This window comes from uncultured Gilliamella sp. (assembly GCA_945271295.1).
GTDB lineage: Bacteria > Pseudomonadota > Gammaproteobacteria > Enterobacterales > Orbaceae > Gilliamella.
The window spans coordinates 1-23501 of sequence record CALYPG010000022.1; the positions used below are offsets into that span (position 1 = coordinate 1).

Annotated in this window: 21 protein-coding genes; 16 read left to right on the forward strand and 5 right to left on the reverse strand. The window is 33.7% G+C overall.

The annotated features are described in order from the left end of the window. The first annotated feature begins 320 nt into the window (after positions 1 to 320). The 16 genes from Q0K76_RS10210 to Q0K76_RS10285 all read left to right on the forward strand — a co-directional run bounded on the left by Q0K76_RS10210 (position 321) and on the right by Q0K76_RS10285 (position 13171). Positions 321 to 539, forward strand: coding sequence for a helix-turn-helix domain-containing protein (locus Q0K76_RS10210; RefSeq protein WP_294615330.1), 219 nt, complete (start codon positions 321 to 323; stop codon positions 537 to 539). 11 nt (positions 540 to 550) lie between these two features. Then, complete coding sequence (locus tag Q0K76_RS10215; RefSeq protein WP_294615333.1) at positions 551 to 778, forward strand: helix-turn-helix domain-containing protein; 228 nt, start codon at positions 551 to 553, stop codon at positions 776 to 778. Positions 779 to 866: 88 nt separating this feature from the next. Beyond that, the gene (locus Q0K76_RS10220) at positions 867 to 1220 is read left to right on the forward strand and encodes an antiterminator Q family protein (protein ID WP_294615335.1); all 354 of its coding nucleotides are present in this window, start codon (positions 867 to 869) and stop codon (positions 1218 to 1220) included. A gap of 392 nt (positions 1221 to 1612) precedes the next feature. Then, complete coding sequence (locus Q0K76_RS10225) at positions 1613 to 1939, forward strand: phage holin family protein (protein ID WP_294615338.1); 327 nt, start codon at positions 1613 to 1615, stop codon at positions 1937 to 1939. Next, the gene (locus Q0K76_RS10230; RefSeq protein ID WP_294615341.1) at positions 1936 to 2091 is read left to right on the forward strand and encodes a hypothetical protein; all 156 of its coding nucleotides are present in this window, start codon (positions 1936 to 1938) and stop codon (positions 2089 to 2091) included. Before Q0K76_RS10225 ends, Q0K76_RS10230 begins: the two co-directional genes overlap by 4 nt. Before the next feature lie 216 nt (positions 2092 to 2307). After that, positions 2308 to 2979 carry a phage tail protein gene (locus Q0K76_RS10235; protein ID WP_294615343.1) on the forward strand — a complete coding sequence of 224 codons (672 nt, stop codon included), beginning with the start codon at positions 2308 to 2310 and terminating at the stop codon, positions 2977 to 2979. An 11-nt stretch (positions 2980 to 2990) separates the two neighbouring features. Beyond that, positions 2991 to 3302 (forward strand): phage tail assembly chaperone, encoded by a 312-nt coding sequence (locus Q0K76_RS10240; RefSeq protein ID WP_294615346.1) that lies wholly within the window; start codon positions 2991 to 2993, stop codon positions 3300 to 3302. Next, positions 3302 to 3607, forward strand: coding sequence for a DUF1799 domain-containing protein (locus Q0K76_RS10245; protein ID WP_294615407.1), 306 nt, complete (start codon positions 3302 to 3304; stop codon positions 3605 to 3607). Before Q0K76_RS10240 ends, Q0K76_RS10245 begins: the two co-directional genes overlap by 1 nt. A gap of 323 nt (positions 3608 to 3930) precedes the next feature. Next, positions 3931 to 5202, forward strand: coding sequence for a phage tail tape measure protein (locus Q0K76_RS10250; protein ID WP_294615348.1), 1272 nt, complete (start codon positions 3931 to 3933; stop codon positions 5200 to 5202). A gap of 44 nt (positions 5203 to 5246) precedes the next feature. Next, on the forward strand, positions 5247 to 5588 hold the full coding sequence (locus Q0K76_RS10255) for a phage tail protein (RefSeq protein WP_294615349.1): 342 nt from the start codon (positions 5247 to 5249) through the stop codon (positions 5586 to 5588). Positions 5589 to 5649: 61 nt separating this feature from the next. Continuing rightward, positions 5650 to 6384 (forward strand): phage minor tail protein L, encoded by a 735-nt coding sequence (locus Q0K76_RS10260; protein WP_294615351.1) that lies wholly within the window; start codon positions 5650 to 5652, stop codon positions 6382 to 6384. Position 6385: 1 nt separating this feature from the next. Beyond that, positions 6386 to 7108, forward strand: a complete 723-nt coding sequence (locus Q0K76_RS10265; protein WP_294615353.1) for a C40 family peptidase — start codon at positions 6386 to 6388, stop codon at positions 7106 to 7108. Beyond that, complete coding sequence (locus Q0K76_RS10270; protein ID WP_294615355.1) at positions 7098 to 7712, forward strand: hypothetical protein; 615 nt, start codon at positions 7098 to 7100, stop codon at positions 7710 to 7712. Before Q0K76_RS10265 ends, Q0K76_RS10270 begins: the two co-directional genes overlap by 11 nt. A 10-nt stretch (positions 7713 to 7722) precedes the next feature. Next, positions 7723 to 11442 carry a DUF1983 domain-containing protein gene (locus Q0K76_RS10275; RefSeq protein ID WP_294615356.1) on the forward strand — a complete coding sequence of 1240 codons (3720 nt, stop codon included), beginning with the start codon at positions 7723 to 7725 and terminating at the stop codon, positions 11440 to 11442. Between the two features lie 60 nt (positions 11443 to 11502). Then, positions 11503 to 12825 (forward strand): hypothetical protein, encoded by a 1323-nt coding sequence (locus Q0K76_RS10280; RefSeq protein WP_294615358.1) that lies wholly within the window; start codon positions 11503 to 11505, stop codon positions 12823 to 12825. 13 nt (positions 12826 to 12838) lie between these two features. Continuing rightward, entirely contained in the window at positions 12839 to 13171 is a 333-nt protein-coding gene (locus Q0K76_RS10285) for a tail fiber assembly protein (protein ID WP_294615359.1), read from the forward strand. Here the strand turns inward: Q0K76_RS10285 and Q0K76_RS10290 are convergent. The 5 genes from Q0K76_RS10290 to Q0K76_RS10310 form a co-directional block, all read right to left on the reverse strand. Beyond that, positions 13168 to 13695, reverse strand: coding sequence for a tail fiber assembly protein (locus Q0K76_RS10290; protein ID WP_294615360.1), 528 nt, complete (start codon positions 13693 to 13695; stop codon positions 13168 to 13170). The genes Q0K76_RS10285 and Q0K76_RS10290 overlap by 4 nt on opposite strands. A 1-nt stretch (position 13696) precedes the next feature. After that, entirely contained in the window at positions 13697 to 14188 is a 492-nt protein-coding gene (locus Q0K76_RS10295) for a hypothetical protein (protein ID WP_294615362.1), read from the reverse strand. Positions 14189 to 15097: 909 nt separating this feature from the next. Next, a complete protein-coding gene (locus Q0K76_RS10300; protein ID WP_294615364.1) occupies positions 15098 to 15649 on the reverse strand; it encodes a hypothetical protein in 552 nt (183 codons plus the stop codon). Positions 15650 to 16349: 700 nt separating this feature from the next. Beyond that, positions 16350 to 21293: a DNA repair ATPase gene (locus Q0K76_RS10305; protein WP_294615366.1), complete on the reverse strand. Its 4944-nt coding sequence runs from the start codon at positions 21291 to 21293 to the stop codon at positions 16350 to 16352. A 117-nt stretch (positions 21294 to 21410) separates the two neighbouring features. Then, positions 21411 to 23474 carry a hypothetical protein gene (locus tag Q0K76_RS10310; RefSeq protein ID WP_363322470.1) on the reverse strand — a complete coding sequence of 688 codons (2064 nt, stop codon included), beginning with the start codon at positions 23472 to 23474 and terminating at the stop codon, positions 21411 to 21413. Between the last annotated feature and the right edge of the window lie 27 nt (positions 23475 to 23501).

The following is a 23501-nucleotide window of genomic DNA, read 5'->3' on the forward strand; positions in this document are numbered from 1 at the left end:
ATGGAATAACGCAAGGGGTTAAATATGAAAAAAGCCCCATCGGGGGCTTGAATATCAATTTAAAGTGATTTGTTTTTGAATTAAATACTTTTTTACTTAGCAATAGCTTAATTTTTCTCAGCTAATTGATGTTGAGACATGCCAGATTTTTTCAATGCCAAATTAATTCTATCAGTAAATGAAGTCATAGTTTTATCTCGTGGTAATTGAATTATCAATTCTATAACTCAAGTTATCAAATATCAAATAATAAAAGTTATTGATTTTCGGTATAACATTAGTTATTATTGATAATATATATTATCAATAAGGAGGTTAAGATGAATGAACCTATAGCAAGAGCCATACAAATTTTAGGTAGTCAAAGAAAATTGGCGATTTGTTGCAATGTTTCTCAACCAGCTATTAGTAAATGGTTAAAAGGGCAGAGAGTATCGGCAGAATATGTAAATTCAATTGTTCAAGCTACGGCTGGAAAAGTGCAAGCTTACGAACTTCGACCAGACATATTTAATATCGAACAGACTAATACAATCTAAAAGAGGTAACCATGAGTAAATTACAAGGTGACAAAAAGCAAAATCAATGTTTAAGCATTTTACAACATCTACAGAGTGGTCGAACAATTAATCCTTTACAAGCGTTAAATCAATATAGTTGTTTTAGATTAGCGGCACGCATTTATGATTTAAAACAAAGTGGTTATTTAATAGATAAACGGATGATAAAAACAGAAAACGGTAAAAAGCTTGCTCAATATTCCATGAGGATTGGGTGATGAATTAAAAAACACGAAGTAGAAAACTTAAACAGAGTAAGCCTGACTAACTAATGAATGAAATTAAAGAATAAGAAGGAAAGATGAGATGAGAGAGATTAAAGAGATTTTAAATGCCTGGAAAAATACCCGTGTGCTTACACGGATCGGAACTGAATATCCCTCAAAATCATCAGGTTTTGAAGGTGCCCCGCGCGATATAGATCATCGCCAATATTTAACTGAAACTGAAGCCGAAGAGGTAGATAATGCGGTTTTGAGTTTAAAAGAAGCCAACTATTCACATTGGGTTGTTTTAACTGCTTATTATTTAAGGGGGATATCGTGTAATGCCCAAGCAAAAGTTATAGGTAGGCGTCCTCATGATATTATTAATTTATTAAATGAAGCGGAATGCTTTATAAAAGGGTATATTTTTGAGTTTTTCAAAAAAGCATCATGATATTTTAATTTTTATGATTAAAGGGGGTTGACTTTGCGCAAATGCGCATGTATAATTACCCCATAATGTATTTTTATATATGCGAAATTCAAGCCCAATTACCTAGTTGGGCTTTTTTATTTCTCCTAATTTTCTCATTTCGTCTAAATGCCAGCTTTCAGGTTAAAATTGACTGTAAATGTAATGACAATTAGGTAGCATAAAATCAACGCTTATTAACAGTATTTTTAAATTAAACCGCTTAATTGCGGTTTTTTTATATCCAAAATTTGCCTGAACACCAATATTGGGTTGTTTCGTTTTTCGGGGTGGCAGAACAATCATAGATAATAATTTAACCTAAAAGCTGCTTAACCCTTTCTTATTTCAATAGCCTCAAACGGAGGCACATTATGAAGATTAAACGTATGCCGATAAAAGACCCTGATAATGTCAACTGGCTCGTTGTCATTTATTTATTCATCATCACTTCACTTGGTTCGTTGGCTAGCTACTGTTATCACATTTTGAACGGTGACCAATTCCGAATAGGAACGTTGATAGCGCAAATATTTATTTCCACATTTGCTGGTGCTTTAGTGGTGCTTGCCGCCAGTTATTTTAATTGGGCTTTTGAGTTGGCCGGTGGTATTGCCGGCTTGGCGGGTTGGTCTGGTGCCACATTGATTAAAGCATTGGAAGAACGATTAATAAAAAAAGCCAAAGGGGATGAACAGTGAAGCTTACCGAACATTTTACATTAGAAGAATTTACCCATTCAACTACCGCAAGTCGATTGAAAATTAATAATTGCGTACCTACTGATTTAATGTCCAATATTCAACTTGGCTATTCGAGGATTAATAAAATTATTAGTAAGTTAGCATTGTAAAATTGACTAATACTAATAAGTTAAGTCATAACTAATACTAGAAACGCTTGTTAAGTATTTTCTATCTAATTTAGAGTTTACTCTCAATGAAATTTAACTCTAATCCAATCATAAGTGCTTATCTAACTGTTTTAGATCAAATCACTTACCTAGTACCAAACAGTCTAATTACTGGGCTGATTCATTAATTTAATTATAAATAGGAGATTTTATACTATGAGTTTTGCATTACCTAATGGTGCACGTGTTTATGTACAAAAAGCGAAGGACATTACCTATAATTTTGAAACTATATCAAATGCAAAAGAAGCCGTAATTGTACTTAAAACTGGACATGGAATAGTAGTGGGTGATGAAGTTATTATTACTTCATCATGGAGTAAATTAAATAATGTTGTTGCTAAAATTGTTCGTGTTAATAATACTGAAGTTACATTAGGTAGTATTAATACTACTAATACCAATATATTTCCAGCGGGTGAAGGTAAAGGTACAATAACAAAAATCACAGAATGGGAGCAAATTCCACAAATAAAAGAAGTATCTTCAGAAGGTGGTGAACAACAGTTTGTTCAAATACAGTTTCTTGATGACAATGTAGAAAGACAACTGCCTACGATTAAATCAGCTAAAAGCAAAAATTATATCATTGCTCATGATAGTTCGTTGGCGATTTATGCTTTATTACAAGAGTTAGACCAAACTAACGATATTGTAGCAATGAAAATGTATGTGCCAAAAGCTAAAGAAACTCGCTACGATTCAGTTCGCATTTCTTTTGATCCGACCCCTGAAACTGCTGTTAATGATATTGAAACAGTTAAAATTAGTGCAACAGTTGAATCACCTGCAATTACATTCTATAAAAGTAAAGAAACTGAAAATTAAGGAAATTAATAATGGCCAAATTCAAATTAGTTGCAGAGCCAACATTTAAAAGTAAAGTTTTGATTCCTCGTCCTGGGCAAGAAAATGGCCAAATCGAATTTACTTTTAAGCATTATAAACTAAGTGATATTGCTAAATTTGAGGAAGAGTTGAAAGATAAGTCTGTAGCTGAATTTTTAATGAAAATTCTAACTGGTTGGGATTTAGAGGAAGAATTTAATCAAAATAATTTGGAGATTATGTTAGATAACTATCCTGCAACGGTTCAAGCAATTTCAGATACCTATTACAAAGAGATATTTGGACAACGCGAAAAAAACTAATCAAACTCGTCACTGCACTTTATACTTCTGAACCATCCAAAGAGGAATTAGCCGCATTTGGGTTAACTGAGCTTGATTATGAAGATGAGTATATTGAGATATGGCAAGATAATCTTGATTCGTTTAGATTGTTTAGTGCCATGTCTACGCAGTGGCGAGCGACTGTGGGTGGAATTACGGGTCTTGATTATAATTGTTTACCTTGGGTAATGAAAATGCAACATATCAAGGAAAGCGATAATATTTTCAATGATATTCAGATTATGGAAAGTGAAGCCTTAAGAATAATATATAAATCAAAATAACCGACGTAAGTCGGTTTTTTGTGTTTTATATATATATGATTATTTATTAAATAGTAATTTATCAAATAATGACTTAATTAAAAAAATAATTAATAAAGCCGTTTTTAAAACTTAAAGCGTATCTATTTATAAGTTAAGAAGTTCTATCCTTATTAAATAACATTCAATAGCTAGACTCACTTATGACGTGAAAAACATAATTATTTATTGTAAGACAATTAATTATTAAATTTTACCAATTATCCATAAAAAAATAAGTAGCTAATTATATTTTACAAATTTATAACTCGCACCTTATGTTTTTATGATTTATAGGAAAATATATGCAAGAAGATATCTCATCATTATCCATTCAAGTGAACACAAAAAATATCAATGATGCCACAAAGACTTTAGATAATTACAGAAAAAAAGCAATAGATACGACAAAGGCAAATAATAGTGTTACAAACTCTTTAGCGCAGGTTACTAATAAGTTTACAAAAATGGCAACAAAAGTGAATGGAACTCATCAAATTGTTAACAAATATAATACTTCCATGAAACAAAATCAGCAAGTTCAGTCTGATATCAATGATCCAAAAACAACTGTTGAGAAATTTCTCGAAAACCTTCAAGTATACATTGATAGATTTAAAACTGATAATTCTGTTAACGGAGCGTCATTGCAAAATGACAAAAGGAAAGCACAATTATTAAAACTTGAACAAGATGAAGAAAATGAAAAAAAGGGTGTTCATGATCCATCGGCAATTGCTGATATTATAAAAAAGTATACGGCAATCAAACAACAATTACAGCAAAGTTGGGAAGAAGAGGAAAAAAAACAGGGTAGCTGGTTTGGTTGGTTGACAGCGAGCATTGAAGACTATCTTAATAAAGCTCAAGATTTTTCAAGTATGACAAAAGATTTGGCAAAAAACACAATGGGGCAATTAACCAGTATGGTATTAACATTTGTTAATACAGGTAAATTAAATTTTAAGGATTTTGCAAAATCAATTATTGCAAATATCATCGAAATATCACAAAAACTGTTAATTTTTCAAGCTTTTCGCTCTATATTTAAGTGGATGACTGGGGGTGGGGCTGGTGCCTCAACGGGAGGGCTGCAAACAGTTTATACCGGCGGTTATGTTCGAGGTTTTGCCTTAGGTGGTATTGTTGGTTATAACGATAAACCAGGTGGTTTTACTGGACCAGGCAATAAATATCAACCCGCGGGAATAGTTCATAAAGGTGAGTTTGTGTTTACTAAAGAAGCAACAAAACGAATAGGTGTAAACAATCTTTATGCATTAATGAGAGAAGCTAACAAAGAATATGCAAGTGGTGGCTACGTTGATCTTGGCCAACCATCCACTATTGGGCTGACTCGACAACATAATAATTCATCAAGTGGTTTAAATATTACAGCGAACGTCACGGTAAATATGCCTTTAGAGAATGATTCATCTGTAAGTACAGATAATAGTATTGATCCTCAAGCAGCGACAAGTCAAATTAAGGCGATCATTCAAGAAGAGATCAGTGAAACCTTTAGAAAATCGGTTTCGCCTGGTGGGAATTTGTATAATGTTATTCACGCACGATAAAGTAGGATAATACGGCTTAGTCAAGGTAAAGTTTTGGGGAAAATATGACAATAGATAGATTTATGTGGAAAACAATGGGTACACCAAAAGGTACTGATACATCAAATATTAATGAGGTGAGTTTCGGTGATGGTTATACTCAATTATCAAGTAATGGAATCAATAATGCTAGTGAATCATGGGAATTAACTTATACCGGTCGTGATGAGGAGATAAAGGAAGTGAGGACTTTTTTAAATTCACATATTATCAAATCATTTAAATGGATAAATCCATATGGTGAGGAAAAATTATATCGGGTGGTTAATAAATCCATTGAATCAGAATTTGTTGCAGGTAAAATTGTTTCACTTTCATTCAAGTTTATCCAATCTTATGCGCCATAAATAATTAAAATATATTCACTAAACCACCTTTGGGTGGTTTTTTCATTTATGGAGAAAATAAATGTCAATTACACAAGACCTACAGACACTTGAAGGTAATCAATTAATACAACTTATAGAAGTTGATGGAACAAAGTTTGGACTTGATGAAGTGTTGAGATTTCATGCTCACAATATTTCTGTAGAAGGATGGGCGTCATTTGCCGCTGAGAACTTACCATCTATTAAATGGCAGGGCAAAGAATATCTACCATATCCTTACGAAATCAAGAATATAGAACTTAGTAGTACAGGCGCCCAACCAATACCAAAATTATCGGTCGGGAATATTGATAATAGAGTTACCCGGCTTTGTATCGATTATGATGACTTAGTACAAGCTAAAGTTAAAATTCATACCACTATGGCAAAATATCTTGATGCTGTTAACTGGAAAGATGGCAATCCACAAGCTGATCCCACTCAAGAACGAGTCCAATTATTTTTTATCAATAATAAATCGTTAGAAAATAAAACTACAGTTGAATTTGAATTATGTTCACCGTTCGATATTCAAAATCTACAATTACCCACAAGACAAATAACAACAGTTTGTACATGGTGTATGCGTGGTTGGTATCGAAGTGGTACCGGTTGTGATTATGCAGGTAACAAATATTTTACTAAAGATGGCTTAGCAACTAATGACCCATCAAAAGACGAATGTGGCGGGCTTTTAAAAGATTGTAAAGCCAGACATGGTAATAATCCACTTCCGTTTGGTGGTTTTCCTGCAGCGAATCTTCAAGGTAAATAATATGCGACAAAAATTATTAGATTTAATTAAACAACACGTTGAACGTGAATACCCTAATGAAGCGTGTGGTTTGATTGTTGATACAGGCAAAATCCAAAAATACATACCATGTAACAATATATCAGATAAACCAACCGAACATTTTGAAATATCCCCTGAAGAGCAACTTGAAGCAGAAAAACAAGGGGAAATAATCATGATTATTCACTCTCATCCAGATGTACCAAAGCTAGTACCTTCTGAATTTGATCGTATCCAATGTGACCATTCTGGCATTGAATGGGGAATTATGTCGTATCCTGATGGTGACTTTTGCACCATTTCACCAAGAATAAACCGAGACTACACTGGGCGCCAATGGTTACTTGGTCATGCTGATTGTTGGTCTTTGATTAGGGATTACCATAAGCGCGAGTATGGCATTAAGTTAAATAATTACTCTGTTGATCGAGAATGGTGGGAAAGTGGTAAAGAAAACCTATATGACGATAATTGGCAAACTGAGGGATTTATAGAGGTAAATCTTGAGGATATAAAAGCAGGTGACATCATTATGATGCGTATTAATGCTTCAGTTACCAATCATGCAGCTATTTATATTGGTGATAATCTTATTCTACATCATTTATATGGTCAATTATCTTCACGTATACCTTACGGCAAATATTTCCGAGATAGAACAGTACGTATTGTTAGGCATAAGGAGTTATTCAATGTTATGTAATTTAACACTTAAAGGCGCAATGGCTAAACAGTTCGGTAAAAAACATCAATATAATGTTCAAAATTTCAAAGAATTACTCCGAGCATTATGTGCAACAGTAAAAGGTTTTGAAAAATATATGAATTCTGCACATCTAAAGGGAATTAAATTTGCTTTTTTTGTTGATGGTAAAAATATTGGTATTGATGAATTTGATATTAACGTTAATGGTAAAAACTATATGATTATGCCAGTAACGCAAGGTGCAAAAAGTGGTGGTTTTTTACAAGTCATTATTGGTGCAGTAGCTTTGGTGGCAGCATTTTTCACAGCTGGTATGTCACTGGTTTCATGGGGAGCCGCAATGACTGCTAGTACAATTTCGGCAACATCAATTTTAACAGGTATGGGTATTAGTATGATGTTAGGTGGCGTTGTTCAATTGCTTACTCCCCAACCTAAATTTAATGCGGGTACTTCATCTAGCACAGAAAATAAACCTAATTATGGATTTGGTGGGCCAGTTAATACTAATGCAGTCGGTTATCCGGTTCCAATTTTATTGGGTGAGCGCGAAATAGGTGGTGCGGTGATTAACGCCGGTATTTATTCACAAGATCAATAACAGGTGAAATATGCAACTAATACAAGGTCAAAAAGGTGGCAGTAAGAAACCACATACACCATATGAGCAGCCTGATAACTTACTTTCTACAGCAAAACTCAAAGTACTTTTGGCATTAAGTGAAGGTGAAATTCAAGGCGATTTAACAGCACAAAATATTTTTATTGATGGTACTCCGTTAGCTAATCAAGATGGTTCTTATAATTTTACAGGGGTTAAGTGGGAGTTTCGTAATGGTTCACAACCTCAAGATTATATTCAAGGTATTCCTGAAATTAGTAACGAGCTAAGGGCTGGGTTTACAATCAAAACCGACAAACCATGGGTTCGTTCATTTTCTAATTTAGATCTTGACGCAATAAGAATTAAACTGAGTTTACCTACCCATGTGCAATATAAAGATAATGGAGATACAGTTGGTACTGTAACTCAATATGCCATTGATCTATCAACTGATGGAAGTGCATTTGAAACCGTAGTAAATGGAAAGTTCAATGGTAAAACGACGTCAGAATATCAACGTGATCATCGAATCAATTTACCGGATGCAGTAGAAGGTTGGACGATACGTATTAGAAGAATAACACCTGATTCTAAGTCAAGTAAGTTAATTAATGCTTTTGGTGTATCTTCATATGCAGAAGTAATAGATAGCAAAATGCGATATCCTAATACAGCATTACTGTATTTAGAATTAGATGCAAGTCAGTTTAATGGTTCGGTACCTAAAATCAGTTGTTTGTTAAAAGGCAAAGTTATTCCTGTTCCTGATAATTATGACCCGATAAGCCGAACCTATTCAGGTATTTGGACCGGCGGTTTCAAAATGGCCTATACGAACAATCCTGCTTGGATAGCTTATTATCTTATGCGTGATGAAATAGCAGGTATGGGGCTAAGAATTGGTACTACAATGTTAGACAAATGGTCAATCTATCAATTAGGCCAATATTGTGATCAAATGGTATCTGATGGGCAAGGTGGTAAGGAGCCAAGATTTGCTTGTAATGAATATATACAAAATCAGGAAGACGCTTACACAGTACTTAAAGATCTAGTTGCTTCTTTCCGTGGTATTATTTTTTGGGGTAACGATCAAATATGTTTAACAGCAGATATGCCGCAAGATGAGCCGGATTTTATCTATCATCCGTCAAATGTAATTGGTGATTTTGCTTATTCTGGAGGTTCTTATAAAAATCGCTATACCTCTTGCTTAGTTGCTTATTCAGACCCTAATAACCACTATAATGATGATGTTGAAGCTGTTTGGGATCATGACTTAATGCGTCGATATGATGTTAATGTCATGAAATTAACGGCAATTGGTTGCACATCTCAGGCCGAAGCTCATAGGCGTGGGCGTTGGGCTTTGCTTTCAAATGCAAAAGATGGAGCTGTTACATTTACCGTTGGTTTAGATGGTTATATCCCTTTGCCTGCCAGGATTATTGGTATCGCCGATCCGTCTTTTTCCGGTAAGGAAAACGGAGGGCGCATTCATGAAGTAGTTGGGCGAAAAATAACGCTAGACAGGGCCGTAGATTATCAAGCAGGTGATCGTCTAATTATCAATTTGCCAGATGGCACCGCACAAAGTAGAACAATAAAATCCATTAGTGCAGATAAAAAAACGATTACTGTTACAGCTAATTACAAAGTTGAACCTGTCGTTGGAGCAGTTTGGTGTATTGATAGTGATAATATTGCCATTCAATATTATAGAGTAACATCGATATCAGCAAATGGTAATGGGCAATTCACAATAACAGCTATTCAACACGATCCAGATAAGTTCAAATATATCGATGATGGTGTAAGGATAGAGCCTAAGCCAATAACTATCACGCCTCCTAGCTCAGTTACCGTCCCGAAAAATATTGTGATTACTGAAAATAGTTATGTGTCTCAAGGATTATCAGTAGCATCGTTAAATGCAACTTGGGATGCTGTTGATGGTGCGACTAATTATGTTGCACAATGGCGAAAAGATAATTCATCTTGGATTAATGTTGGTTTCACAAATGGAACAAATTTTTCAGTAGATGGTATTTATTCAGGTGTTTATGATGTTCGTGTGCGTGCAATCAATGCAGTTGAAACTTCGTCGCCGTGGGGTTATTCTGAATCAACCTATATCAAAGGTAAGGTAGGCAAACCCGACAAACCTGTTGGATTTACAGCGAGTGACAACGTTGTATTTGGCATCGATTTAAGTTGGTCATTCCCAGTTGGTAGTGGTGACACCAGTCATACTGAGATTCAATATTCAACTAATGAAAATGAAGAAAATGCATTGCCATTAACTAACGTTACTTATCCAAGTTGCAACTATTCACAAACAGGTCTAACCATTGGTCAGGTATTTTTCTACCGCGCTCGCTTAGTCGATAAAATCGGTAATGTCAGTGATTGGACTGGGTGGGTAAGGGGTATATCTAGTACCAATACTAATGATCTAACCGATCATATTTTTGAGGAAATAAAACAGACTGATGCTTGGAACTCACTTGTTGATTCGATTGATAACACTACTATTAGTTCAATTGAGAATGCTAAATCAATTATTGAAAATGCGTTAGCAATTGATAGCGAAACAAAGCAACGCAGAATTGAAAACGGCAACTTATCAGCAGAGATTAAAGAAACAAATGCTGTTTTATTAACTGAAAAAGAAGCGACAGCAATTGCACTAAAAGAGCTTAATTCCAAATATGGTGATGTAAGTAGTAATTTATCAGAGTTAAAGCAAACGACTGCAGAACAAAATGCCGCAATGGCGCAATCTATCCAAACAATCGGCACTAAAGTTGGTGAAGTATCAACCTCAATTTCAGATGTTAGTAAGACTGTAAATAATCTCGACGGGAAAGTCTCCGCGCATCGCACCATGAAAGTTGAAGTTGATGATAAAGACCAACAATATGTTGCTGGCATGACAATGGGGGTTGAAAATTCTGATAAAGGTATGCAATCAAACGTCATCTTCTTGCAAGACCGATTCTCAATAATGAATGGTGCAGGAGGGAAACCCAATGTTATTTTTACAACTAATGGTGATCAGGTCATTATCAAAGATACGGCTATTGGAAATGGATCTATTACTAACGCTAAAATTGGTAATATCATTCAATCAGATAATTTTAAGGAAGGTGTCTCCGGTTGGCAGTTATCAAAAAATGAAGGAAAACTGAAAGCTGTAAATGCTGATATTTCAGGAAAATTGAAAGCCACATCAGGTGAACTAAACAATGTTGTAATTAACGACACTTGTAAAATTAATAAATTGAAAGTAGATCAAATTGAGGGTGACGTTCTGAAATGTGTTTATCTCAATGCTAATCAATCTATTACAGTACCCCCAACGGATTATGATAGAAACATTTTCTTACATCAGATATTTATTACAACCTATGGTTATAATGGGGAATGTTTGATTAAAATTAATAACATTGATGTTGTGAAATTATATGTTAAGGGATATTCATATCATCCAAAAACTAGTAAAGATAGTGACGCTTATCATAATTATTTTATAGGTATAGATCAGGGAAGTTTTAGTCATTTTATTCCAAAATGGCAATCATTAAAAATTGAATATCTAATAAATAATCTAACTTTCAAAAAAAATACAAATGGAAACAAAGTTGCAGCAATAGGATTTCATAGACCAGAATGTTGCTTTTTTACATATCCAAAAACGTTATGTTTATTAGTAACTAAAAATTAATTGATATTCTAAAAAATACTTTTGTAGCGGTTTTTTCACGTTCAAATTTTGAGGAAACATATGTCTTGGTATAAAGAAGGCTCTGTTAATATAGAGCAAGGCAGTAAAACAGTAATAGGAAATGATACTAAGTGGACAAACCCTTTAATTGGGGTTTGCGCTGGTCAAATGCTGATATTAAAAACAGCAGAAACAATTGAAATTTATGAAATTGCATCGATTCAGTCTGATACACAATTAACTTTAGCAAATAAATACAATGGAGTGACTAAAGCTGGCGTTAGTTACGAAATTCCGACTGCTCCTAAAGTTTCAATTGAAGCTTTAGCGTTGCGACTATCTGAAATGCTTAATTATTATCAAAAACAGATGGATGGGTGGCAGTCAATATTAACAGGAGAGGGGGAGGTAACTCTAACTGCTCCAGATGGTAGAGTTGTTACGATAAAATCGCAATATTCAATTGCAAATGAATTAATAGAATATGTTAAAGCAAGCGAAAAATTGGCAGAAAGTTCAACGAAAAGCGCAGAATTAGCTAATCAATCTGCAACTAGTGCAAATAGCGCCAGTTCTTCAGCGAAAAACAGCGAAAGTAGTGCCAAAATAAGTGCTGAAACCGCATCAAAATCCGCACAAGCAGCTAGTCAATCTGCTAAAGAAGCAAGTAATAGTGCTGCGTTAGCTAAAATATCAGAAATAAATAGCAAAACATCAGAAGCTAACGCTGCACAATCAGCAATAGACGCTAAAAATGCCAAAGAATCCATTGATACATCAAATTTCATACAAAAAAGTGGAAAAGAAAATCAGTCAATTTCAGGTTCATTAAATATTAACGAATTAACAGAAAATGGTGAAAGAGTTTATTCACCGAATAATAAGCCTAGTGCTGATGATATCGGGGCTTTAGCTGCTACTAAAACGATGGTAAATAATGTACCTATTTACATGATAGGTGATCAAATTAATTTTGAAAAAACACCGAAAGTAAATGGAAAATCGGTCATTACAGATATCTCAGAGATTCAATCTAAATTAACGGAGCTGAATAACAGAGCCTATATTACTGAATCATATCAAAATGGCGACAGCTGGTACCAACGTTTTTCGAACGGTTTTATCATGCAGGGTGGAACACGAAAAATTGGCGATGTCGGAGCATTATCTGGTGGTGGCGTAACATTTAATATGATAACACCATTTTCAACCACATTTTGGACGCCTCAACTAGAGCAGATATCAATAAATCAGGGGTGGAATTATTTAACAAATTGTATACCACAAATTTATAACGATAGATTTGTTTTGTATATTTATAACAATCACCCATCATTAGTTGCACTTCAGCCAGTATTTAGATGGTTAGCTTGCGGTTATTAGAGGAGATAAGATTATGACATATACGAACGAAGAATACGCAGAAATGGCTATTAAAGCGAATGAAGAAGGCAAAACTTTAAAAGAGGTAAAAGGAAAGCTAAAGCTGGTTGAACCCGACTCTATTCATTTGTCTGACGAACAAATTGTCTCGCAAAATCAAGTTATAAAGAATTCACTAATTAATGAAGCCAATGAAAAAATATCGTTATTTAAAGATGTTATCGATTTAGACATGCAGGAATCAAACGAAGAGGAGCAACTCAAGCAGTGGAAAAAATATAGAATTATTCTTACTCGTATTGATGTATCAGACATTAATGTTATATTCCCCAAAAAGCCCGTTTAGGGCTTCTCTGGTAATTCAATATCTAATTTATTTGTATCAATAGATTTTAGCTGTATACGATAAAATTTCCATTTTTTCAGTAGTTTTTTATCATCATCTGTTGCTATTTCAAGCTCTATTTTGTCATTCAAAATATCTATCTCATTGTTAGCATCAGATAGCAAATTTGCAATATTTAATTGTTGTTGTTTGATAATAAAGGTACTTTTCTGCTCATCATCAACCACCCATTTTTCACCATTCCATTTACAAAATTCGAATGGCTCAAGTAACGTAAATCCTGCTTTAAGTTCACCAAGGTAGTCAATTTTAACGGCGTCTTTTGTTTCTATATTAAAGGCTGTTTTTTCGCGGTTATCCTCGACTAAAACCCATTTACCATCTTGCTCACACGGACAAAATCCATCTTTAAATTCAGGAGCAATCCGTAACGCATTGTCAGGTGGCATTGTGTCGTCGTTAGCCTCTAATTGATGTGTGTACGGTTTTAGTTCATCTGTATTATCAAAATAATAATTAATCATATCAAACTCCAAGGTAAATTACAGGTGTCATACCAATGTTAAGTGGGCGATTTTCATTTGCTGTTGGTACTACATTTGATGCACGAAAATCGTAGCCGTATGCCGGCCATTCCTTTTTTGGTGCAAATGCACCATTTTCCGGATAGATTGCATTCGCACCTACAAACGCGCCGCGAGTATATAGACCGTGACAGTCAACGATGCCAGTGTCGAAATGCCCCCAAATTTCTCGAATGGCATCATCTTCCCAGCTACCTACTTGCCGAGTAGTTCCATTAACTGCTCGCTCAAAAAAACCACGCCCATCTGGAGCAAATGCCGTTGGCACGTTAATATATTGTTGTCCATTTATAGTTTTAATCGTAATACGATGGTCGTTTTTATAATTGGCAGATAAACCATTTAAAACCTTGCCTTGCGGTGAACTTAATAAGTAATTATCGCCATTACGAAAATACCATCCAAACGGCAATTCATCACGTCGAAATGGCATTAAACGTTGGTCTCCAATGGTATCTTTGAATACTACATGGCTACCTATCATGTAAGTAGGTTAAATTTTCATGAACTTTCATTAGCGTCCACGACTATCATTATAGCGGTCGGTCATAGCTTGGGATTTGTGACTTAATAGCATCATCATATCTATTTTTTTCGCTTTATGATAAACAACATAGTTCCTTCTATTTTCTTAAATTCGGTTATTCTAAATTTTAAAAATAAGAAATTTACTATCCATTTTCGGTTTATAAAAACCAATTTCTGAAATTAAACACTAAAAATTAACTTTATCATGAATATTTGTAGGCGTTTGATGCGATATATAATTATTATTATCGTCGTCGCTATCTATGATATCGCAGTAGTGCAGTTATTCTATCTTAAGATCTTTAACTGGTATTTTTAAATAAATTGATAATATATTGTTTAATTTTAGACTTATTACTAATAGTACCGGTTGTTAGTAATAGTATATTTTTATCTTATTTAGGTAAGTGTGGTATCTTAAGTTTAATTAGATAGACATTAATTGCCTATCAGCTAACACTCTAATGGACGCAATGTTAAAGGTGAATATTGGGTTAATAGATTTATTTTATGCATATTTTGGTAAGGAAAAATGAATCTAAAATTGTTGTATTTATATATAATTTAGCTAGTTGCTAAATCTTGTTACCATATTAGTATTGCGTAATATGGTTAATTTGTTGGTAATATTTGTTGTTTTACCGTGATAATCTTTAACAATATCTTTTATGCATAAAACAATGTGTTATGGTTTCTAATATATATAAAAGACTGAGTTTTAGTCAGCTAGTTTTATAATTAATGTTACCAGCTATGACTAATATAAATATCTATTTGGTTGCTATAAATTTTATGCAAAAAAAATGCATGACAGTTAGTTATATGCATTATCGTTAAAAAATGATTTTTTGATAGCCATGATCTCTTTTATCATTATTTTTGCATTTTCTTTATCTATCAACAGATATTTTACAATATTATGGATAAAATAATCATCCAAATTTTGTAGTGCTAGATATGGAGTATTGTCTTCTGTCACATATAAGGCAAAAGGAGATTGTTTATCTAATTGGAAATCAGTTTTTAGTCTGGTTTTTTCATCCAATTCAGCCCACGCAATGAATTGATTTATTTCTGAAATTTGTTGTTCAATTTTATATTTTTCAATGGGTGCAACTAAATAATTATGAAACTCCGCATTATGTACAAAATATATATGAGTATTCTTTTTTATTCTTACAAATAAATCATAACCGCTCTTAATTTTTTCTGAGCATTTGCCTATTTCAATATCAACTTTACACATACTAGCCAATACATTAGATCGATATTCCGAAATTCCTGCTTCATTTTCATAATAATTATTATATAAAGCACAACCATTTAGTGTTAAAAAAATAATTAGTAAAATAAATACCTTTTTCATTATCATTCCTTACTTTATTCCTATTTTCCGTGTTTGCTTCGTTTCATTGATTGAATAACCTCACGTAGCCATAAATGGATAACAAATCAAATTCATCAATAACTATTATAAAAACTAACAACTATGTTAGGTTGCTTTATGGCATACCATTAGATAGCACTTTTAAATATATTCATTTCATTTTCACATATTATATAACTACGTCTATTTCTTTATTCAAAAAACACTTTATATACTTGCTATCTATAATTTCAATCAAAAATTATTATTTTGTTAGTAACATCTATCATTTTGTTTTATCGGAAGTTCTATTATTCTTATTAACTAAATAAAATTCATGCACACTATAATCTAAATATAAACGTTGATCAGATTTTTTACCAAATTAATCCTTTCCATTTATTAAAAATATATAGATTTTTAAATGGATATTGTGAATAGCATCTTTTAGATTTCACTTCTATTAATAGATTAATCAGAAAGTAATAAAAAAAGTATTTAAAAAAGGATTGCTTTTATACCAATTAAATAATTTATTGTTATTTTATGTTAGCAATTGAGTGAATTACTATCAAACTAAATAGTCTGTTTCTAACAAAGTATAATATTGATAATAAGAACAATAATAGGGTTAGATAATTTGTTTCTCATTTATTATCTATTTCCCTATTTTTGCTCTCAATTAGTTACAATCGCTTTATTATAATTTTAGTGCTTGAACACTTTGTACCAAATCAGCAAGTTGAGTGACAATTTGTATACCTGTATTAGTTTCATCACCACCTAACGATTTATTACGCATAAAGTCGTTTTTTATTTGTTGCCAACGTTTGGTTTGTTTATCTGTGAGTTGATTACGGATTTCGGCTAACTTAAGTAAATTTTCTTCTGCACCATTAGTGAGTAATTGTGCTTCGCCAAGATAATGATCATCAATAATTTGATTAAGCTCTTCATCATTCATTACTGCCGATACTTTTTCGGCTAACTTATTCATATTTCGATAGCTGCCTTGTAATTTAAATGGGGGTTCGGTTCGATATTTATCTGATTGAGCTGCACTTATTATATATTGTTGGTTGACTTTAAATACTACTTCACGAATTGTTAATAAGTGGCGAAGTACCGCGATAATTTCACTAATTTCAGCTTGACTATAGGCATAGCTTAATTCATTGGTGTTGAGTGGTTTACCTTGTGCATGATCGATAAATAGATAAAGGTCATTTAGGTCTCGTAATGCCATTGGAGATAAAATTGGATTACTGGTTAAGCAATTTTCGATATAACTTGAAGCGAATACTTCATCCATACCGCCTAACACTTCACCTAAATTATAGATATCGGCACGATTGGCTAACATGTCAGGAATTTTAAATACTTCGCCTGATTCAGTATAAGGGTTGCCTGCCATAATAACGCAGAATTTCTTACCTCGCAGATCGTATGTTTTGGTTTTTTGTTTCCATACCCCTTCAATGCGCCGTGAACCATCACAAAGTGAAATGAATTTTTGCAAGAATTCAGGGTTAGTATGTTGAATATCATCGATATATAACATAACGTTATTACCCATTTCAAAGGCTAAGTTAAGTTTTTCTAGTTCTTGACGTGCTGTCGCATTAGGAGCTTGTTCTGGATCAAATGACACTACACTATGACCCAAGGCAGGCCCGTTAATTTTCATGAAAATTAAGCCAAGTCGATTAGCGATATATTCCATTAAGGTCGTTTTACCATAACCCGGAGGAGAAATAAGTAATAATAATCCCATTAAATCACTACGGCGATTTTCACCAACTGTCCCCATCTGTTTTGCTAAGTTATCGCCTATAATTGGAAGATAGACTTGATTGATCAATTTGTTACGCACAAATGACGTTAATGGTTTGGCTTTGAATTCCTCAAGATGTAATGATTCTCGTTGTTCATTGAGTACCTCTTGGCGTAAACATTGGTAATCTTGAAACTCAGGGATAATGACTCTGGATTGTTGACGCATACGGCTAAAGAAATCGTCTAGATTAATATTTAATCTACCTTGTATAATACGAGGATGTTCGCCTAATAAATCATCAACAGAAATTTCAAGATCAACTTCACTGATAGTGGTTGTAATATTGCTTTCTTTACTAAACATACATAAAACGACTGCTTCAGCGATATAATTACTGATTTTTTGATATTGCTCTAATGTACAAAGTCCTTTAAACCAACTTTCAATTAAATGCCAACGGTCAGCAATCCGTTCATTAAGATTTAATTGCGACTGGTTAAAACCTACCCACATATGAGATTGTTCTAAATGCGTTTTTAAGCCTTCAAAAAGATAACCACTGTATTTACTTAAAATAAATTGTTGTGGAGTTTCAATTAATACATAGCTTAAATATTCAGCGGCTTGTTTGATATGATATTGTTGATGTTGTATCGGATTTGTTTGCAAAAATTTAGATATTTCTGCCGCTATTTCACTACGGAGATTTGTTAAACCTTCATCATGACCAAATAGAACATAAATATCCATGCAAGTTTTAGCACGTTCAGGCCATAATTTAGCAATATCATTTTTTTGATTATAATGCCAATAGAGCATAGCTATACTACGTGCTAATGGGTTATAACGAAGTAAACCGGCTGTTTCACCAAGAGGAATTAGCTTAGATAAAATTTTCATGGCATCATGGTCGTGAATACCTTTTTCATAGCCTTCTCGGTAGCGCATAGCTGCATAATCACGTACTGTTTTGTTTAAAATATCGGGTTGATTTAATTGACTAATTAAGTCGGCATAAGTAAACTCGAATTCATTTTTTAAAGCCGAACTGATAATTGAGTAGGCAAGATATTCAGCACGATAAATTGTTGGTGTTTCTGATTCTAAAGAAATCATCCAATAGGGTTTATAACTTTCTAATTTAGGATGATCTATTTTTTCTTGATAGTTAGTTCCTGTTAATTGTAAAAACAGATGATTATCTTTAACAACTATAGTTAAATCGAGTTCCTGAGTATTAACACTAAATTTATGTCTAGGTCCCAGTTTAATAACATTGCCACCTGACTCAAATATTTCTGATTTGTCACGTAAAGATCGAATAGCTTGATCTTTGGCACTTTTGAATTGTGATTCAATATCATCAGCTTTCACATTATCAAATAATGCCCTTAGTTTTTCGACAATTTCTCGAATTTTTAATGCTAATGGATCTGTGATAAAAAAAGCATTAAGTTCGGTAAGATTCGAAAATTTAGCTGTTCTTCTTGGAATGCTGTCTAAAATCCGTTGTGCTGCGGTGAGTAGAGCTTCAGTGCGTCTTGATCTTTCTTCAATTAATGTTTGTTTATGCGTTTCAAAAGATTCTAATATTTCTTCTCGTTTAGCTAAAATATCATTAAGAAACTCTTCGCTTTCGCTAAATTGATTTTCCAATTCTTCTAATTGGACTAACAATCGTGCGAGCTCATCTTCACATTTTTCTGGGGTAGTAGCTAAATTTAATGCACTGGTGATGCTTTGGTTGAATAGTTTAAATTGTGCACCAAATTGAGCAACCATTTCAATATTGGAAAGATTTTTTCTTTTTTGATTAATTCTGGCTTTGGTTTGATTTAACTTGGCATAAACTTCCGCAATAGACTCAATGATTTTAGTCTGCAATGTGACATCATCAAATTTTAGTGATGCGATTAATTGAGAAAGCATATCTAAATCGCCAGACATTTCTTCTGATATGTTTATTGGTTCAATAAGCTTAGCAACGGTATCTGCTTTTGGAATACTGTTTTCAATATCATCTATTTTAGAAATAAAGGGTTCTAACGATTTCTCACTACCTAAAAATTGAGCTGTCGCTAATGTGACTAATGATTGGCGTTCCTTAAGTTCATTTTCCATTGTATCAATTTGATCTAAATCGATATAACGGTAAGTTCTTAATGTAACTAAACTACCTAATTGCAACTTAATCGCATTAAGTGCATCGACATATTCTTGTGTTGCTTGCCAGCCATCAGGATAAAGTTTAGCTAATAGATCTTGTTGATTGGATATTGCTTCACGCATGGCGCTAGCAGATTGGCGACGGATACTTTCAACTTTTTCATATTCGTCAAGCACCAATTCACTTGTTTGTGAAATATTACGTAAAATTGGTGCAATTGATAAATTTTGTTCATCATTGAGCCAAAAATAGTTATCAAATAATCGTTTTGTATCTTCGCTTAATTTACTATATAGCTGAGATGAGACACTTTGATTATCAATTTGACGAGCAATAAAGTAGAGATCGGAAATCCCACGAACAAGTTCGGCATTACCAATTTTACCTAAAAAACTATTATTTTGCGGTTGCTGGGCAGCGAATTCGTCGCTATAAAAAGGTGTTTGCCAGATTTGCATGGGATGAACCCTAGTCGGTTCATCATTTTGACCTTCAAAGACCACCATTCGCCCGTCTTCGAAAACTGCATAACCGTGACCAAAAATAGGGTTATCCAACTTTCGTTCAATCATATTGTAATTGAACAAAGCAAGTCGCCCGGAATTAGGATCATAAAATATATATAAAACATCTTCACCATTAGGTGAGCGTCTAATGCGTCTAAATCGCATGCCTGACATAGACTGATCAAAAGTTTTATATTCACCATTTTGCAAATAGTAACCACCGGGAAAGATGACACCATGATCTTCCGGAAGTTGTATACAAGCTTGACCGATAGAATCTATTCTTTGTACTTTTTGCGTTAAGCTGTTATAAATTAAATAGCGCCAATTATCTTCGCGATACGGTAAAACCTTTAACAGGATTAGTGATCCAACTTTTGCATATTCAATTTTGGCATCATTGATTGATTGGTTTTTATCAATTACATCTTCACGGTAAATGCCAAGCCCATCATTTGTATTGTTTTCACATTTAATGGTTAAATCACCACCAATTGTTTCGACAAAAACGGTATCTAAAATATTTACATGTGAAAAACGTCCATTAACAATATTCTCGCGAGTTGTTGCTATCCATTCGAAATCGTAAGCTGGAGGTAAAGCTATATCTCGTTCTCCACGATTATCGATATAAGTAATGGTTTTTTTATCACTGGAAATAGACCAGCGAAAAACACGTATATCATTCACGCGTTCGCCAATTTGAAAACTAGCAAGTAATTTACCATCACGTTCAACTAATTGAAGTAGTTGGGCATTTTTATAATAAGTATAAAGTTCGCTAAAATCTTGAACAAAACGATCAATGCTTAAAAATGTTTCAGAAATATTAACGGGATCGGCTTCATAATTACCATCCCTTTCAACAAGTTGATAAAGTGAGAATACATCTTCAATTTTAGTTTCTTTTTTTAGTCCTAAAAAAACGTTATAACCAAATAATAACCAGTCACCAAAACGAACAATATCACGAGCTATACAATTATTTTCAGTCCTAATGCGAATTCGGTTAATGATTGACATGTCACTTTTGCCAAATTCGGTAAGACGTTTTTGGTTTAATGCTTCGGTTTGTTGATTTAATTCTTGTCCTAATGATGTTAGACGTTTACGAAGAATTTCATAAGCTCCGCCTTCTGCGACTGCTTTATCTAATGTGGTGGGTTGTTGATTATCTTGTTGTGTTTCTGCCATTTTTAACTCATCAATCAATATGCTGAAAAGCTTATTTGTTTTCGATAGAAATATATAACTCTACCGAAAACAGATAATAGTGATAATTCTGAATAAGAATTATCAAATTAAGTATTGTTATTCACTTTCATTTTTGGAAGATAAAAATTGTTTTGCTAATGCTTTTAAATCAGTATTTTTTAACGTTTCTTTAAGATCGACATTTTTATTTCCTGATAAGCGAGACAATACTGATTGTAATGCAGATTGAAGAACAGGACTTTGATTAACAGTACCTTCAATTGCTTTACCAACACTAATTGCTTTAGAGAAACTATTGAAGAAGTTATCATTACCCCCAACAATTTCAATATTAGCTTTACTAAACGCTGCAGCAAGAACATCAGCTTGTTCTCTAGCAATATCTTTATTGGCAGCAATAGCAGCCATTGCTTGTTCAAAGATTTTTTCTAACGCTAAACGGAATTCTTCATGGCTTTGCGATTGTTCATTCATTGTTCCCATAGCTTGGAATTTCTCAACTAAGCCGTTTGCTTCAGCAATTAAGCGTTCGCGAATTACCAATGCTTCAGCAAGGCCTTGTTCTTTGGTTGCCGAAGCCTTTGCCAAACCAATTTTTTCATCACCACGAGCTTGTGCTGATAATTTTTCTTCCAGTACTTTTGCTTCAGTCAAACCTTGTTTTTCAATTGCTATAGCTTTAGCTTCAATAACTTTTGCTTCTGATAAGCCTTTTTCTTGGTTACCTTTAGCTTCAGCTAATAACGTTTCGGCTGTAATATTTGCTTTAACTAATCCTTCTTTTTCTTCAGCTTCTGCTCGTGCTTTGCGTACTTTTGCCTCAGCCAAGCCGATTGCTGCTTCTTCAGCTTCAATACCTTGAGCAAGTTGCTTTTTCGCCTCAGCTTGTTTAGCAGCTGCCTCAAGTTCAGCTTGTGCGATAGTGCTGATTTCAATCGCACGATGTTTTGATGCTTGTTCATCGGCTTCCGCTTGCTTAACTTGTTTAACTAATTCTTGCTCAGCTCTTGCTTCTGCTTCGATAATAGTTGTTTGTTTTTCGCGATCTGCTTTTGATACTTCTCGAACTTCTTTAATATTTTCTTCTTCAACAGCAACGGTTTTTTCAACAGCAACCCGTTCACGAATAACATTAGCAATAAGTTTTTTTTCTTCTTCGAGTACTTTATCTTTTTCAATACGTTGTAATTCAACTTCTCTTTCACGGGCAACGATCTCAAGTGACCTGGCCCTCTCAACTCGCTCTTCTTCGATTGCAATGGCACGAAGACGATTTTGTTGTGCTACTTCTACTTCACGTAAACGATTTTCTTCTCGTACTTCGATCTCTTGTTGTGATTGAATTCTGGCCTGTTCAGCTTTCAAACGTTCTTCTTCTTGAACTTTCAATGTTTCTGCCGCTTCACGCGCTCTGATTGTCTCAATTTCACGTTTTTGACGTGCTTCTGCATCGGCTTGTTGTCGTTCAAGCTCAAGTTTTGCTTCGATTGTTTCGGTGTCTTTTTTCTTTAATGCTAATTCAAGATCTCTTTCGCGTTTATTGGTTTCATCTTTATGAATAGCAGTGATTGAGGTAATTTTATTAATACCTTCAGCGTCAAAGATATTATCTGGATCCAGTGATTTAATAGGAGTTTGTTCTAAATAATCAATGGCAACATCTTCTAGGGCATAACCATTTAAATCTTTACCAATAACATCAATAATACGTTCACGAAAATTCATCCGATCTTCGAATAATTTGGATAACTCAAACTGTTTACCTACAGTTTTCAATGCTTCAGAAAATTTGGCACTAAAGAGAGAACTCACTGCCTTTTGGTCTGAAGCTCTATCGACACCAATTGATTTTGCTACTTTTAACACATCTTCTGTCGTTTCATTCACTCGTAAATAAAAAGCAACACAAATATCTGCACGTAAATTATCTTGACAAATCAAACCATCTTTCCCTCGACGCTCTACATCAAAAGTAATTAATGATATTTTCATAAATTCTTTTTTATAGATAACAGGATAAACTAATGCCCCTGTGAAATGTACTTTCGGTTTTGAGCTAAGATCGTTGACTATAAGTGCTGTACCTTGTGGCACTTTGATATAAAAAGCTTTAAATAATAGAAAAAAACCAAAAATAACAAGAGCGATAATTGCTATCATTAAAAGAAAAAATATTACTGTATTAGT